The organism is Anaerospora sp., from assembly GCF_032013335.1.
GTDB lineage: Bacteria > Bacillota > Negativicutes > Sporomusales > DSM-15969 > Anaerospora.
In genome coordinates this window covers 1-16,059 of sequence record NZ_DALZUO010000047.1, presented here as the reverse complement: position 1 = coordinate 16,059, position 16,059 = coordinate 1, and the positions used below count along the sequence as shown (strand labels likewise).

Genomic DNA, 16,059 nt, shown 5'->3' with positions numbered 1-16,059 from the left:
CGATTGTTCCAATGTTTACGTGTGGCTTGTTTCTTTCAAACTTTTTCTTTGCCATTTGTTTTTGCCTCCCTAATGCTAAATTTAAGCGCCTTTTACTTTGGCGATTATGGTTTCAGCGATGTTTTTCGGTACTTCTTCGTAGTGATCGAATTCCATCGAGTAGTTACCGCGGCCTTGCGTCCGTGAACGAAGGTCTGTGGCATATCCGAACATTTCGGAAAGTGGTACAAACGCACGAATGGTTTGAGCGCCCGAGCGGGACTCCATACCTTCTATCCGTCCGCGGCGAGAGTTAATATCGCCGATGACGTCGCCCATGTATTCTTCCGGAACCGTGATCTCCACTTTTTCATACGGCTCAAGCAAGACTGGGGTAGCTTTCCGGCAACCCTCTTTGAAGCCCATGGATGCGGCAATTTTAAACGCCATTTCCGAGGAGTCAACATCATGATACGAACCGTCAAAGACAGTAACCTTGATATCTACCATCGGGTAACCGGCCGAAACGCCAGTATCCATTGCTTCTTTTACGCCTGCTTCAATCGGATTGATAAATTCTCTTGGAATCGAACCGCCCACTGTCTTATTTTCAAAGATGAACCCTTGACCAGGTTCAAGCGGAGTAAGTTCCAGCCAGCAATGACCGTATTGGCCGCGACCACCGGATTGACGTACGAATTTACCTTCTGCTTTAACCGATTTGCGGATCGTTTCACGATAAGCAACCTGCGGTTTGCCAACATTGCATTCCACTTTGAATTCGCGAAGCATCCGGTCAACGATTATTTCCAAGTGCAATTCGCCCATACCGGAGATAATGGTCTGACCTGTTTCCTGGTCAGTATGCATCCGGAAGGTAGGATCTTCTTCAGCAAGACGCTGAAGGGCAATGCCCATTTTTTCCTGGTCTGCTTTGGTTTTCGGCTCAACAGCTACCGAGATAACCGGTTCAGGGAAAACCATTGATTCCAGGATGATAGTGTTTTTTTCGTCGCAAAGCGTGTCACCAGTAGTAGTATCTTTCAAACCTACCGCTGCAGCAATATCGCCTGTATAAACGACTTCGATTTCTTCACGGTGATTGGCATGCATTTGCAAAATACGGCCAATTCGTTCCTTTTTGCCTTTAGTCGAGTTGTAAACATATGAGCCTGAGCTCAAATTACCTGAATACACCCGGAAGAAGGCTAATTTACCGACATAAGGGTCAGCCATGATTTTGAAAGCTAATGCCGAGAACGGCAGGCTGTCATCAGCTGCCCGAGAATCCTCTTCACCACTATCAGGATTAACACCCTTAATGGCAGGAATATCGGTAGGTGCAGGCATATAGGCTATTACAGCATCCAACAGCGGCTGTACGCCTTTATTTTTGTAAGACGAACCGCACAACATCGGTGTCAATTTGCAGGCAATTGTTGCTTTACGAATTCCTGATTTAACTTCCTCAACAGTGAGTTCTTCACCCTCAAGATATTTCATCATCAGTTCATCGTCGCTTTCCGCAATCGCATCAAGCATATTTTGCCGATATAGTTCAGCTTGTTCTTTTAAGTCTTCTGGAATCTCAGTGGCTTCACTGGTTTTTCCGAGGTCATCAGTGTAAATCATGGCTTTCATTTCCACAAGGTCGATGATTCCTTTGAAAACATCTTCCGAGCCGATCGGCAGTTGAATAGGCACTGCATTAGCACCCAGACGGGTTTTCATCATGTCAACAACACGATAAAAATCTGCACCGATCATATCCATTTTATTTACATAAGCCATCCGGGGAACCCCATAACGGTCAGCTTGACGCCATACCGTTTCCGATTGCGGCTCTACGCCACCTTTAGCGCAGAAGACTGCAACCGAGCCATCAAGTACTCGCAACGAACGCTCTACCTCAACAGTGAAGTCCACGTGTCCAGGTGTGTCGATAATATTGATACGGTGCCCATCCCACTGACATGTAGTGGCCGCCGAGGTAATAGTAATACCCCGCTCTTGTTCCTGCACCATCCAGTCCATCGTAGCAGCACCATCATGCACTTCGCCAATCTTATGCACTCTGCCGGTATAGAAAAGTATGCGTTCTGTTGTAGTGGTCTTGCCGGCGTCAATGTGTGCCATGATGCCTATGTTTCGCGTCTTAGTAAGAGGAAACTTTCTGGCCACTATCTTCACTCCTTATGCTGGGACTACAAATCGTGTAGTCCCGATATTACCACCGATAATGCGCAAAAGCTTTATTAGCTTCAGCCATTTTGTGGGTATCATCTTTTTTCTTAATAGTAGCACCAGTGCCGTTCGATGCATCAAGCAACTCAGCAGCAAGTCTTTCATGCATGGTTTTTTCACCGCGCAGTCTGGAGTAATTCACCATCCAGCGGATACCAAGCGATAAACGACGGTCTGCACGAACTTCAACCGGCACTTGGTAGTTAGCACCACCAACGCGGCGAGCGCGAACTTCCAAAACAGGCATAGCATTTTTCAGCGCAGCCTCAAATACTTCTAATGGATCTTTACCGGTTTTAGACCGGATAATATCAAATGCATCATATACGATTGTTTCTGCAACACCTTTTTTGCCATCATACATGATTTTATTGATAAAACGGGTTACTAACTTAGAGTTGTAAACCGGATCTGGCAATACGTCACGTTTAGTCACAGGACCTTTTCTTGGCATTTGTTTCCCTCCTTCATCCGAAATCTGCCATTAGCTGGCACGCTTATTTCTTCTTGGCTCTTTTAGTGCCATACTTCGATCTGCCTTGCGAACGTTTTTGTACACCGGCAGTGTCAAGCGCACCACGGATGATGTGATAGCGAACACCTGGAAGGTCTTTTACCCTGCCGCCTCTGATTAAAACAACAGAATGCTCCTGCAAGTTATGACCAATACCAGGGATGTACGCAGTTACTTCAATACCGTTAGTTAACCGTACACGGGCAACTTTACGCAGCGCTGAGTTCGGTTTTTTCGGAGTAGTTGTATATACTCTAGTGCAAACACCACGCTTTTGCGGGCTTTCTTTCAACGCAGGCGCTGTGGATTTTTGCTCAATCGCTTCTCTACCTTTGCGCACTAACTGGTTAATTGTTGGCATATGTGCACCTCCTTCCTCTACAGTTGGTATTTATAATTAATTTCACCTTTAGGCGTTAACCTTTAGGTAAAACATTACCACGCTTGTCCTCAGTTCACTCACTTAAGTACAGCTACAGCCGCAGCTCCAACCGCTATACCACAAGCTTGCCCCAATTCCTGCATCGTTAACGTCTCTTGCACTGCAATATCTTTTTTACTGCAAAGTTCACGAATGGGTTGAACTACTCGATTTTCAGCATCACTTGCCAAAAAAACCACTTCTACCTGGCCCCGCTCAACAGATTTTACTGTTTGTTTAGCACCAATTGCCTTTTTGGCCGCTTTTAGTGTGTCTATCGTCATCAGACCCACTCCCTTGTATTACAAAAAAATATTTTTTCTCGCAGGCACTTTAATATTTTACCACTCACGATAACCAAATGTCAACAGCAATTCCAGCATTTTCGCCTATTTTCTTGACCACGGTTCCTAGTGTATCATAAGGAGAATCGAAATACAAGTTTTGCATAAAAAAAGGCACTTGGCTCGGCTAAAATTCAGCCAAAATACCAAGTGCCCTACTTTATTAATTCGGTTTAGCAGTTTCTATAGACTTTTTTAACTTAATGTTACGGTAACGGCTCATACCGGTACCGGCAGGAACAAGCTTACCGATAATAACATTTTCCTTCAAACCGAGCAGCGGATCGATTTTTCCTTTAATAGCGGCTTCTGTAAGTACCCGGGTTGTTTCCTGGAAGGACGCTGCCGACAGGAACGAGTCAGTCGCCAAAGAAGCTTTTGTGATACCAAGCAAGGTAGGACGAGCAACTGACGGCTCTCCGTCCTTTTCAATAGCTTGCGCATTTTCTTCTTCAAAGGTATTGATATCGATATATTCGCCTGGCAGTAAAGCAGTATCGCCCGGCTCTTCTACTTTAACTTTGTGCATCATTTGGCGCACCATGACTTCGATGTGCTTATCATTAATTTCAACGCCCTGAGACTTGTAAACCTTTTGAACTTCATACACCAGATAACGTTGTGTTTCTTTAAGACCTTGCACGCGAAGGATATCATGGGGATTAACCGAGCCCTCCGTCAAGCGGTCACCGGCTTGTAATACCTGGCCTTCTTTGACGATAAGTCTTGCACCATAGGGAATTTGATAAACCCGCTCTTCCCCACTTGGCGGAAGTACGGTAACTTTGCGAATTCCCTTGATTTCTTTTACCTCGACTGTACCTTCAGTCTCAGTAATAATAGCCTGACGTTTCGGTTTACGCGCTTCAAATAGCTCCTCAACACGCGGCAGACCTTGCGTAATGTCATCACCAGCTACGCCGCCGGTATGGAAAGTACGCATGGTAAGCTGGGTACCCGGTTCACCGATAGACTGAGCAGCAATAATACCAACTGCTTCTCCGACGTCGACCATGTGACCGGTCGCCAAATTACGGCCGTAGCATTTAATACACACGCCGTAGCGTGATTTGCAAACCAGAACAGAACGGATCGATACTTTTTCCTTGAAGCTGACAATACGGTCAGCCATTTCTTCATCGATTTCTTCGTTCAAAGCAACAACTACTTCGCCAGTTTTCGGATCAGCGATTTCCTCTGCCGAGATGCGTCCGATAATTCGGTCGCGCAGAGGCTCAATCACACCACTGCCTTCAATGATTGCTTCTACTTCAATGCCACGTATGTTATTGTTGCGAACCCGGACTTCCAGCACATCACTAGAGAGAATTGCTTCAATGTGTTCTTCAGCAAGTGGTGTATTGGCAGGAACCAATTCTTCGCCTTCGCTGTTTTTTACACTTTCAACAGTATTCTTACCAAGCATTTCGCGGAACATGGCTTCTTTCAATGCTGTACGAACTTTCTCTTCCGGCTCACCCAGCATGATAGTCTCGCTCTCAGCAGAACTGTTAACATCTTCTGCTGTAGCTGTCGACGACCCCCGTACTACAATAGAAGGAACATTATGATCGCCGATAAGTTTCAGATGATTATCACTTAAGATAGTATCCATTGCAATTAAAGTTTCCCCTGTTGCCGGATCAGCTATATCCTGGCCAAGCACCCGCCCGATCAGCGTGTCTCGCAGCAAGGTAATAGCACCGCTGCTGGATTTAGCCAGACGTGCTCTTTCCCGGACAAGGTTAATACCTACTACATCACAATCCTCTTCGCGGACAATGACATCCTGCGCAACATCAACTAGACGGCGGGTAAGATATCCAGAGTCAGCTGTACGAAGCGCCGTATCAGCCAAGCCTTTACGGGCACCATGAGTAGAGGTAAAGTAGTCAAGTACTGTCAGACCTTCACGGAAGTTCGCTTTGATTGGCAAGTCAATGATACGGCCCGATGGATCAGCCATAAGACCACGCATACCTGCCAACTGACGAATCTGTTGAATATTACCACGGGCACCGGAGTTTGCCATCATGTAGACAGGGTTAAATGGATCAAGATTGTCCATCATCGCCTGCGTAACTTCATTGGTAGCCTTGGTCCATAAATCAATTGTCTTTTTATAACGCTCGTCTTCGGTAATTAAACCGCGGCGGTATTGTTTTTCAATCATTTCAACCTGACCGTCAGTACGGGCGAGTATCGCCTTCTTGGCTTCAGGTACTTTAATATCAGCAATAGCAATGGTCATCCCCGCTCTACGCGCAAAGGAGAAGCCCAGTGTCTTGACCCGGTCAAGCACCTCTGCAGTTTGGGAGTTGCCGAAGCGGCGATAAGAATCCGCAACCAGTTTACCCAGTTGTTTCTTATCCATTAGGATGCCTAAATGCCATTCGCCGTCTTTTTGTGAGTAAGAGCGCAGTTCTTGCGGCAGTGCCTCATTGAAGATTAAGCGTCCGGCTGTTGTATTGACTAACCCATAATTAGCAATCCGAACCTTAATCGGGGCTTGCAGCGCAAGCTCACTATGATGGTACGCAAGCATAACCTCATCATAATTAGTGAATATTTTTCCTTCACCCTGTGAGCCAGGCCTTACGATAGTCAGATAATAGGCACCAAGAACCATATCTTGCGTAGGAGTCGCCACCGGCTTACCGTCTTTAGTTGATAAGATATTGTGAGCGGACAGCATCAGTACACGTGCCTCAGCCTGAGCCTCAGCAGACAAAGGAACGTGGCAGGCCATTTGGTCACCGTCGAAGTCGGCGTTATAAGCGGTACAAACGAGCGGATGAATTTTGATGGCCCGGCCTTCCGAAAGTACCGGTTCAAAAGCCTGGATACCAAGACGATGCAGCGTCGGTGCACGGTTTAAGAGCACGGGGTGCTCTTTGATTACTTCTTCCAGTACATCCCATACTTCCGGGCGTACCCTTTCAACCATCCGTTTAGCGCTCTTAATATTATGAGCATGACCGGCATTAACCAGCTTTTTCATCACAAAAGGTTTAAAGAGCTCTAGCGCCATTTCTTTCGGCAAGCCGCATTGGTGAAGTTTAAGTTCAGGTCCAACAACGATAACCGAGCGACCGGAGTAATCGACACGCTTGCCGAGAAGATTTTGGCGGAACCGGCCTTGTTTCCCTTTAAGCATATCGGAAAGCGATTTGAGCGGTCTGTTGCCAGGTCCGGTTACTGGACGGCCTCGACGACCATTATCAATCAGTGCATCAACTGCTTCCTGTAGCATGCGCTTCTCATTGCGAACAATGATATCCGGTGCTCCCAGGTCAAGCAGCCTTTTCAACCGGTTATTCCGGTTAATAACACGGCGGTAGAGATCATTTAGGTCAGAGGTGGCAAAACGGCCACCGTCCAATTGTACCATCGGCCGTAATTCAGGTGGAATAACCGGGACAACATCCATGATCATCCAATGAGGATTATTACCTGATTTACGGAAAGCCTCAACTACTTCAAGGCGGCGAATCGCGCGAATTTTACGTTGCCCGCTGACTTCGCGCAGTTCCTGACGTAGTTCACGGCTCATTTTTTCCAGATCCAGCTCTTCAAGCAATTTTTTTATGGCTTCAGCACCCATGCCAACCTTAAAGGCACTGCCATATTTATCACGATAGTCGCGATATTCACTCTCCGTTAACAGCTGTTTTTTCATTAACGGCGTATCGCCCGGATCGAGTACAATATACGATGCGAAATAGAGTACCTTTTCTAGCGAGCGGGGAGAAATATCAAGAATAAGTCCCATTCTGCTGGGAATACCTTTGAAATACCAGATATGCGATACCGGTGCAGCCAGTTCAATATGGCCCATACGGTCACGGCGTACCTTGGAGCGGGTAACTTCAACGCCGCAACGGTCACAAACAATCCCCTTGTAGCGGATGCGTTTGTACTTGCCGCAATGACATTCCCAGTCACGTGTAGGCCCGAAGATTTTCTCGCAGAACAAGCCTTCTCTTTCTGGTTTCAAAGTACGGTAGTTAATAGTTTCCGGTTTTCTTACCTCACCGTGAGACCATTTACGGATCTGTTCCGGTGATGCTATACCAATGCGCATGGAATCAAAATTATTTACATCCAACAAGGAGTTATCGCTCCCTTCTCTACTCGAAGTCGTCTTCCAGGTCATCTAAATATTCACGAGGATTGATCTTTTTCGGTGCTCCGTCTTTAACCTTGCTTTTCTTTGCGCCGCTTTTAAGGCGGGCAGGGATAAATTCATCATCCGAATCAAGGTCAGGCTCAGCTGCATCAAACTTGTCATTGTCCATATCGCCAATCTCGGCAATAATATCCAATTCTTCCTCTAATGGCTCAAGACTGTCGCCGCTTTCCAATTCATCCACCATGTCGGGTTCCAGCTCAGTGCGTGTTCGTTCATGAGGTGACGGGCGAGCTTCTTCGCCACCTAGGCTAAGTTCAAGTTCTTTTGCAGTTTCATGAATATCTTCATCAGACTCACGAATAAGGATTTCTTGCGCATCTTCCGTAAGTACCTTAACATCCAATCCAATGCTCTGCAGTTCTTTAATAAGAACCTTAAAGGATTCAGGTACTCCCGGTTCAGGCACATTTTCGCCTTTTACAATAGCTTCGTATGTTTTGACACGTCCTACTACATCGTCAGACTTGACTGTCAGCAACTCTTGTAATGTGTAGGCCGCACCATATGCTTCCAGTGCCCAAACTTCCATCTCACCGAAACGCTGGCCGCCAAACTGAGCTTTACCACCCAGCGGCTGTTGTGTAACAAGTGAGTACGGACCAGTGGAACGGGCATGTATTTTATCATCAACTAAGTGAGCAAGTTTCAGCATATATACGTATCCGACGGTTACGCGATTATCCATCGGTTCACCTGTACGTCCATCATACAATACTGTTTTACCGTCTGATGGTAATCCTGCGGCTTCAAGAGTATGGAAAACCTCGTGTTCCCTTGCACCGTCAAAAACTGGCGTTGCCAGATGAATACCTGCAATATCAGGTTCAGGCATACCGTGTTTGCTAAAGTTGTAGTTAACAGCTTTTAGCCGTTCTTCAACTTCAGGCGATTGCGCCTGAATTTGCATGCCTAATGCAGATGCCGCCCAGCCTAAGTGTGTTTCCAGCACCTGACCGATATTCATACGGGACGGAACCCCTAGCGGATTAAGCACAATCTGCACTGGAGTGCCATCAGGCATGAACGGCATATCTTCCTGACGCATGATGCGTGAAACAACACCTTTATTACCATGACGGCCGGCCATTTTATCGCCTTCAGAGATTTTTCTCTTTTGAGCGATATAGACGCGGACCAGTTGATTTACGCCAGGCGGCAATTCGTCACCATTCTCGCGGCTGAAAACTTTCACATCGACAATTTTACCAGCTTCACCATGAGGCACTCTTAGCGATGTATCGCGTACTTCTCGCGCTTTTTCTCCAAAAATGGCTCTAAGCAGGCGCTCCTCTGCCGTCAGTTCTGTTTCTCCCTTAGGAGTTACTTTACCAACCAGAATATCACCGGGGCGAACTTCTGCACCAATTCGAATGATGCCGCGGTCATCGAGATCACGCAATACATCTTCGGCTACGTTGGGAATATCGCGGGTAATTTCTTCCGGCCCTAGCTTAGTGTCACGTGCATCACATTCGTATTCTTCAATGTGAATAGAGGTAAACACATCTTCTTTAACCAGTTTTTCGCTAAGCAGGATAGCATCCTCATAGTTGTAGCCTTCCCACGGCATAAAAGCAACCAACACATTAAACCCTAATGCCAGCTCTCCCCTGTCAGTGGAAGGACCATCTGCTAAGACCTGCCCTTTCTCAATCCGCTCATTTTTATATACAATCGGCTTTTGATTGATACATGTTCCTTGGTTAGAACGAATATATTTGAGCATCTTATAGGTATCCAGACTGCCGTTGTCTGTACGGATATAAATCTCTGTAGCACTAACACGCTCTACCCGGCCAGCATTCTTAGCAAGAATGACAACGCCTGAATCACGGGCAGCCTTATACTCCATACCGGTACCAACAAGAGGCGCCTGCGTACGCAAGAGTGGAACTGCCTGACGTTGCATGTTCGCACCCATTAAAGCACGGTTGGCATCGTCATTCTCAAGGAACGGGATCATTGCTGTTGCAATCGATACTACTTGTTTTGGCGAAACGTCCATGTAGTCAACTTGCTCTGCCGGAACGTTAAGGATATCGTGCTTATACCGAACGGTAACGCGCGGCTCTTTAAACCAGCCCTCATCCGTAAGACCTTCGTTGGCCTGGGCAATAATCATTTCATCTTCTTCATCGGCAGTCACGTAGTAAACTTCTTCGCTGACTTTCTTATTGTACTTATCAACTTTACGATAAGGCGTTTCAATAAAGCCAAACTCATTCACACGTGCAAAAGTAGACAAAGAGCCGATCAAACCGATGTTTGGACCTTCCGGGGTTTCAATCGGGCACATACGACCATAGTGAGAGTGATGCACGTCGCGAACTTCGAAACCAGCACGTTCGCGGCTGAGACCACCAGGTCCCAATGCACTGAGACGGCGTTTATGTGTTAACTCCGCTAACGGATTAGTTTGATCCATAAACTGAGACAACTGACTGGAACCGAAGAATTCTTTTATTGCAGCCACAACAGGACGGATATTAATCAGTGCTTGTGGTGTAATAACATCAATGTCTTGAATCGTCATACGTTCTTTTACTACTCTTTCCATACGGGAAAGACCAATGCGGAACTGATTTTGCAGCAATTCACCAACAGAACGCAGACGCCGGTTGCCTAAATGGTCAATATCATCAGTATGGCCATGACCATCCATTAGGTTTAGTAGATAGCTGATAGATGCCATAATATCTTCCCGCGTAACAGTGCGGTGGGTATACGGCAGAACCGAGTTACAAATAACTTTTACAGGGCTGCCATCCTTTTGGCGGATAATGACTTCTGCCAAACCAGGGCGGGCAAATATACCGCTTTCCTCAATACGAATAAGCGCTTTTTCATCAAGCACCGTTCCGTCTGCCACAATAATTTCACCGGTTGTGGTGTCAACAAGCGGCTGATGGAGCGTTTTCCCCATAAGGCGGCGTTTCCAGCCAAGTTTTTTCGTAAGCTTATACCGGCCTACAGTAGCCAGATCATACCGCTTCGGATCAAAAAAGAGCGATTCTAATAACTGAGTCGCATTTTCAACCGTCGGTGGTTCACCAGGACGAAGACGCTTGTAAATTTCGACTAGTGCTTCTTCTTTTGAATCTGTGCTATCGCGCTCTAAAGTAGCACGAACACGGGTATCATCATAGAATAGCTCTAGAATAGAACCATTTGAAGCCCAGCCGAGTGCGCGTATCAGTACAGTAGCAGGCAATTTCCGAGTCCGGTCTACGCGAACTGAAATAACATCATTCGCATCCGTCTCCAGTTCAAGCCAAGCACCACGGTTAGGAATAACCGTAGCATTATACAGCTTCTTGCCTGTAGTATCAATAGTTTCACCATAATACACACCAGGCGAGCGAACGAGCTGACTAACAATAACCCGCTCAGCCCCATTAATAATAAATGTGCCGTTTGTAGTCATGAGCGGAAAATCACCCATGAATACTTCTTGCTCTTTAATTTCACCCGTTTCACGGTTAATTAGGCGAACATTCACACGTAAGGGGGCAGAATATGTAACGTCTCTCTCTTTACACTCCTCAACGTGATACTTAGGTTCTCCTAACGTGAAATTTTCAAAGGAAAGAACTAAATTCCCTGTAAAGTCCTGGATGGGAGAAATATCACGGAATATTTCCTGCAGGCCTTCCTTGAGAAACCAATTATAGGAATTCTTTTGCAGTTCAATAAGATTCGGCATGTCCAGTACTTCATTAATCTTTGCATAACTGTACCTGATTCTTTTGCCTACCGGAACAGGATTGAACATCTACATCCTTCACCCCTTAGCCTATTTTAGCTGACATGGCGTCACATAAAACTACAGCTAATTATATATAATTAGAATAGTCATGCCAGGCAGACAGCGATACGTTGTCCTGTCTGACAAATACGAAAAGAAGCAAGTCTCTTCAGTTTCCATGAGGACCTTGCTTTTTTCAATCCGAATGAAATGGTGTTTCATCCTCCATTATTTTACTATTTCCTGCCAATCAGAATTTTATACATATCGTGTATAAAAAAACTACAAGCAGATAATATGTCGCATTTAGAAATGTTATCATATAAGTGCTGGTATGTCAAGAATTTTTATCCAAAGCAGTAAAACAATGTTAGAGCGACAGCCCGCAAGCATCGGTATTTGATAAGAAAAAAAGAGTACCTGCAAAGCGCAGGTACTCTTTCTCTAGTTGACAATTATTTAACGTCAACAGATGCGCCAGCTTCAACAAGCTTAGCTTTGATAGCTTCAGCATCGGCTTTAGAAACTTTTTCTTTAACAGGTTTAGGAGCTCCGTCAACAAGATCTTTAGCTTCTTTCAGACCCAAGCCAGTCAATTCGCGAACAACTTTGATAACGTTGATTTTGCCAGCGCCAGGGCTGGTAAGGATAACGTCGAATTCAGTTTGTTCTTCAGCAGCAGCAGCAGCAGCAGGAGCAGCTGCTACAGCAGCTACAGGAGCTGCTGCGGATACACCGAATTTTTCTTCAAGAGCTTTTACCAGCTCGGACAGTTCGAGAACTGTCATTTGTTCAATAGCTTCCATAATTTGTTCTTTAGTCATTTTAAAAAACCTCCAAAACTTTCTTTTAATAATTTTAATTAATTTAGTTTGTGCCCAAGTTTAGGTTTGCAGAAGTAGTCCAGATGCTAGGCGCTCCGAGGACGTAAGCAAAGGCGTACTGGATGTCCGCACCCTTTATTGAAGTGCGACTTCCAGATTACGCAGAACCTGTTAGAACGGGTGCAGCGCACGCCCGCAGGGGCAACAACGCAGATGGGCTGCTTATGCCGACCGGCTTTAAGCGGATTCTTTTTGTTTGCGGATCGCTTCAAGCACATAAACCGCATTGCGGATAGTACCTTGAAGAACATTGACGATACCGACAATCGGAGTTTGGAAACCAGCCAGTACTTGTGCAATAAGCACTTCGCGCGGCGGCAGGTTAGCCAGAGCTTTAACTCCCTCAGCAGTAATAACTTTACCTTCTACCAAACCAGCTTTAACTTCAATGTTTTGAAGTTTGCTTTCTTTGATAAAATCAGAAATTATTTTTGCTGGTGCTACTGGATCAGTTGCTGAAAATGCCATTGCAGTGGGGCCTTCCAAATAGGAATCAAGACCTTCAATACCAATTTCATTAGCAGCAATACGAGTAAGAGTATTTTTTACTACCTTGTACTCAACTCCGCCTTCACGGAATTTACGGCGCAGCTTAGTATCCTGAGCTACGGTTAGGCCACGGTAGTTAATCAATACAGCGCCTTTTGTTGCAGCAAGTTTTTCTTTCATACCGGCAACTACTGTTTGTTTTTCGACTGTTACAGCCATTATTACACCTCCTTTATAAGGTTACGGCAAATTAAAAAGCGACCTCACGGCACTAGAACGTCCGGAGGTCGCTAATTGGCAATAAATATTACCTATCGCAACAAAACCCCGGCCTCGGCAGGCGGACCCAAAGTCCATTATCATACCTGCTGTCTATAGCCAAGCAAAACTTATTCAGTTACTACTCTTTTTTACCGGGAGCTTTGAGGACATTCACCTTTACGCCAGGACCCATAGTGGTGCTCAGCGTAATGCTGCGCATGTACTGGCCCTTAGCAGCAGCTGGTTTTACTTTCAGCAAAGTGTCAACAAGCGTACGGAAGTTCTGCAACAACTTTTCGCTTTCGAAAGATACTTTACCGATAGGTGCATGAATATTGCCCGCTTTGTCGGTACGATATTCAATCTTACCAGCTTTAATTTCATTGATCGCCCGAGTCACATCAAGAGTTACAGTACCTACTTTAGGGTTAGGCATTAAACCTTTAGGACCGAGAATCTTACCTAGACGACCTACCAAGCCCATCATATCAGGAGTAGCTACAGCTACATCAAAATCGGCCCAGCCGCCTTGAATCTTAGTTACCAAATCTTCAGCGCCAACGACGTCAGCACCGGCAACTTCAGCTTCTTTTGCTTTTTCGCCTTTGGCAAATACCAATACGCGCTTGGTTTTACCAGTACCATGTGGAAGAACAACAGCTCCCCGCACTTGCTGATCGGCATGTTTAGGGTCAACGCCTAAACGAAAAGCCACTTCTACAGTTTCGTCAAATTTCGCACTAGCAGTTTTCTTAGCAAGTTCGATCGCTTCTTCAGGATCATAAAACTTGTCTTTTTCTACTAGTTTAAATGCTTCAGCATATTTCTTGCCATGTGTTGCCATTTAAAAATTCCTCCTTTGTGGTTGTAACGGGAAAGCTACCCCTCCCACGAGCGTTTGCGACTGTTGAAAACCTGTCATCTGCGTTGTTGCACCTGCGATTCGTTGCTCACCGTACTTTCCAGTACGCCTCCGCTACGATTCTCGGTGCGCCTAGCATCTGACAGCTTTTGAACAGCCGCAGCCTAGCACTAGACAACTAGTGACTAGTCTACGATGTCGATACCCATGCTGCGGGCAGTGCCCTCAATCATGCGCATAGCTGCTTCAACGCTGGCAGCGTTAAGGTCTTGCATTTTGCTTTCGGCAATTTCGCGTACTTTTGTACGGGAAACCTTAGCAACCTTTTTCTTATTAGGCTCTCCGGATGCAGTTTCAATACCAGCTGCTTTTTTCAGCAGTACGGCTGCCGGGGGAGTTTTGGTAACGAAAGTGAATGATCTATCTTCGAAAACGGTAATTTCTACCGGAATGATCAATCCAGCTTGCGAAGCTGTTCTTTCATTGAACTCCTTTACGAAGGCCATAATGTTAACACCAGCCTGACCGAGCGCAGGGCCGACCGGAGGTGCCGGAGTTGCTTTACCAGCAGGACACTGTAACTTTACCATTTTTACAACTTTTTTAGCCATTTGTTAGTTACACCTCCTTACAATGAGAATGTGGTTTACGGGTTTTGCACCCTCCCACGTGGATCGATACTTTACAGCATCGCTTAACTTGAGTTTTTTTATAACTGAAGTTATATTAGAGAGCTTTCTCAACTTGAGAAAAATCTAACTCTACTGGAGTTTCGCGACCAAAAAGATTAACAAGAACTTTCAGCTTACCGCGATCTGCATGAATCTCCGTTACTGCACCGGACCAATTCTCAAATGCTCCCGAAGTAATCCGAACTTGTTCTCCAACCTTCATGTCCACTTTAGGCTTGGCTACTTCTTCCACACCTTGCGACTTCAAAATTTGTTTGACTTCAGCGACGGTAAGCGGGATAGGCTTGGTACCTGAGCCAACAAAGCCGGTTACACCAGGTGTGTTACGGACTACATACCACGACCTGTCATTAACATTCATTTCCACAAGCACATAGCCAGGGAAAATTTTACGCTTGGCAACCTTCTTTTTGCCGTCTTTTATCTCCACTTCATCTTCCATCGGCACAAGGATCCGGAAGATTTCATTTTCCATAGCCATGGAATGAACTTTCTTCTCAAGGTTTGCCTTTACCTTGTTTTCATAACCGGAATAAGTGTGGATGACATACCACTTTTTCTCAGATTCCATTCGCCTTAAGGGATGCGTTACACGCGCTCCCCTACCCCCTTAGCCTATTTAATGATTAATTCAAGCACTTTTGCCAGAGCGGCATCGATAATCCAAATCAACACAGCCACTAAAACGACAGAAATAAAAACAATTCCCGTATAGGAAATAAGTTCATTCTTGGTCGGCCAGGTGACCTTTTTCAATTCAGCTCTGACTTCACGGAAAAATTTCTTCCACCTCGGCATATTGGTTTGAATAGCCGTTTCTTGGGCTGCCATTTCCTCACATCCCCGTCGTGACTGCTAATCTGTATAACTCAACATGATAGGGTCAGCAGTATCCGAAGCAACGACATACCGGTTTTTAAACCGCTCTTCTACCAGCTACACCCCATGCTTGGGATTACTCAAGCTCCTGCTTATGTCAATACAGGCACAATTATACGTTATTTCGTTTCTTTGTGTAAAGTATGTTTTTTGCAAAACTTGCAGTATTTGTTAAATTCCAATCTGTCAGGATCATTTTTTTTGTTCTTATTGGTCTGATAATTGCGTTGTTTGCAATCTGTGCAGGCCAATGTTACCGCGTTGCGCATCCGTTACACCTCACTTACCCCTAAAAATCACAAGACTCACCTATATATTATGACAAGCTTGCGTAATATCGCTAATATAATTTAGCATATATTATCCTGCTATGTCAATAGCCCACGCACCCGGGCATTTTATTTTTACACAAAATCCCTATGCTTAGAACAAAGAAATAAACAGGGGTTTCCCCCTGCTTATTATACATTCCCATTTTGAGAAAGTTTTATACGTGCCTTTTCTTACTTAATTACAGCGGTTACAACGCCGGCGCCAACAGTACGGCCACCTT

13 protein-coding genes are annotated in these 16,059 nt (G+C 45.4%); all 13 read right to left on the bottom strand.

Translation table 11 applies throughout. The features are described from left to right. Positions 1-81: 81 nt before the first annotated feature. The 13 genes from fusA to rpmG all read right to left on the bottom strand — a co-directional run bounded on the left by fusA (position 82) and on the right by rpmG (position 15,775). Positions 82-2,160, bottom strand: a complete 2,079-nt coding sequence (gene fusA, locus RTR76_RS20585) for an elongation factor G (protein WP_312524488.1) — start codon at positions 2,158-2,160, stop codon at positions 82-84. 46 nt (positions 2,161-2,206) lie between these two features. Then, positions 2,207-2,677: a 30S ribosomal protein S7 gene (gene rpsG, locus RTR76_RS20580; protein WP_312524486.1), complete on the bottom strand. Its 471-nt coding sequence runs from the start codon at positions 2,675-2,677 to the stop codon at positions 2,207-2,209. Positions 2,678-2,720: 43 nt separating this feature from the next. Beyond that, positions 2,721-3,098 (bottom strand): 30S ribosomal protein S12, encoded by a 378-nt coding sequence (gene rpsL, locus RTR76_RS20575; protein ID WP_312524485.1) that lies wholly within the window; start codon positions 3,096-3,098, stop codon positions 2,721-2,723. 98 nt (positions 3,099-3,196) lie between these two features. Continuing rightward, on the bottom strand, positions 3,197-3,442 hold the full coding sequence (locus RTR76_RS20570) for a ribosomal L7Ae/L30e/S12e/Gadd45 family protein (protein WP_312524484.1): 246 nt from the start codon (positions 3,440-3,442) through the stop codon (positions 3,197-3,199). 223 nt (positions 3,443-3,665) lie between these two features. Beyond that, a complete protein-coding gene (gene rpoC, locus RTR76_RS20565) occupies positions 3,666-7,613 on the bottom strand; it encodes a DNA-directed RNA polymerase subunit beta' (protein WP_312524483.1) in 3,948 nt (1,315 codons plus the stop codon). A 19-nt stretch (positions 7,614-7,632) separates the two neighbouring features. Then, positions 7,633-11,466, bottom strand: a complete 3,834-nt coding sequence (gene rpoB, locus RTR76_RS20560) for a DNA-directed RNA polymerase subunit beta (RefSeq protein ID WP_312524482.1) — start codon at positions 11,464-11,466, stop codon at positions 7,633-7,635. Between the two features lie 428 nt (positions 11,467-11,894). Beyond that, the gene (gene rplL, locus RTR76_RS20555) at positions 11,895-12,263 is read right to left on the bottom strand and encodes a 50S ribosomal protein L7/L12 (RefSeq protein WP_312524481.1); all 369 of its coding nucleotides are present in this window, start codon (positions 12,261-12,263) and stop codon (positions 11,895-11,897) included. A gap of 237 nt (positions 12,264-12,500) precedes the next feature. Next, a complete protein-coding gene (gene rplJ / locus RTR76_RS20550; RefSeq protein ID WP_312524479.1) occupies positions 12,501-13,031 on the bottom strand; it encodes a 50S ribosomal protein L10 in 531 nt (176 codons plus the stop codon). Positions 13,032-13,212: 181 nt separating this feature from the next. Next, complete coding sequence (gene rplA / locus RTR76_RS20545; protein ID WP_312524478.1) at positions 13,213-13,917, bottom strand: 50S ribosomal protein L1; 705 nt, start codon at positions 13,915-13,917, stop codon at positions 13,213-13,215. Positions 13,918-14,120: 203 nt separating this feature from the next. Further along, positions 14,121-14,546: a 50S ribosomal protein L11 gene (gene rplK / locus RTR76_RS20540; RefSeq protein WP_132083805.1), complete on the bottom strand. Its 426-nt coding sequence runs from the start codon at positions 14,544-14,546 to the stop codon at positions 14,121-14,123. A gap of 115 nt (positions 14,547-14,661) precedes the next feature. Continuing rightward, positions 14,662-15,198, bottom strand: a complete 537-nt coding sequence (gene nusG / locus RTR76_RS20535) for a transcription termination/antitermination protein NusG (protein ID WP_312524477.1) — start codon at positions 15,196-15,198, stop codon at positions 14,662-14,664. Between the two features lie 44 nt (positions 15,199-15,242). Further along, a complete protein-coding gene (secE, locus tag RTR76_RS20530; protein ID WP_312524476.1) occupies positions 15,243-15,458 on the bottom strand; it encodes a preprotein translocase subunit SecE in 216 nt (71 codons plus the stop codon). A 167-nt stretch (positions 15,459-15,625) separates the two neighbouring features. Beyond that, a complete protein-coding gene (gene rpmG, locus RTR76_RS20525; protein ID WP_007937822.1) occupies positions 15,626-15,775 on the bottom strand; it encodes a 50S ribosomal protein L33 in 150 nt (49 codons plus the stop codon). Positions 15,776-16,059 lie beyond the last annotated feature (284 nt).

Coding starts and splice junctions, on each gene's coding strand:
- nusG (WP_312524477.1), bottom strand. CDS start 15,198: ATGGAATCTGAGAAAAAGTGGTATGTCATCCACACTTATTCCGGTTAT.
- rplL (WP_312524481.1), bottom strand. CDS start 12,263: ATGACTAAAGAACAAATTATGGAAGCTATTGAACAAATGACAGTTCTC.
- rpoB (WP_312524482.1), bottom strand. CDS start 11,466: ATGTTCAATCCTGTTCCGGTAGGCAAAAGAATCAGGTACAGTTATGCA.
- rplK (WP_132083805.1), bottom strand. CDS start 14,546: ATGGCTAAAAAAGTTGTAAAAATGGTAAAGTTACAGTGTCCTGCTGGT.
- rplJ (WP_312524479.1), bottom strand. CDS start 13,031: ATGGCTGTAACAGTCGAAAAACAAACAGTAGTTGCCGGTATGAAAGAA.
- rpsG (WP_312524486.1), bottom strand. CDS start 2,677: ATGCCAAGAAAAGGTCCTGTGACTAAACGTGACGTATTGCCAGATCCG.
- rpmG (WP_007937822.1), bottom strand. CDS start 15,775: ATGCGCAACGCGGTAACATTGGCCTGCACAGATTGCAAACAACGCAAT.
- RTR76_RS20570 (WP_312524484.1), bottom strand. CDS start 3,442: ATGACGATAGACACACTAAAAGCGGCCAAAAAGGCAATTGGTGCTAAA.
- secE (WP_312524476.1), bottom strand. CDS start 15,458: ATGGCAGCCCAAGAAACGGCTATTCAAACCAATATGCCGAGGTGGAAG.
- rplA (WP_312524478.1), bottom strand. CDS start 13,917: ATGGCAACACATGGCAAGAAATATGCTGAAGCATTTAAACTAGTAGAA.
- rpsL (WP_312524485.1), bottom strand. CDS start 3,098: ATGCCAACAATTAACCAGTTAGTGCGCAAAGGTAGAGAAGCGATTGAG.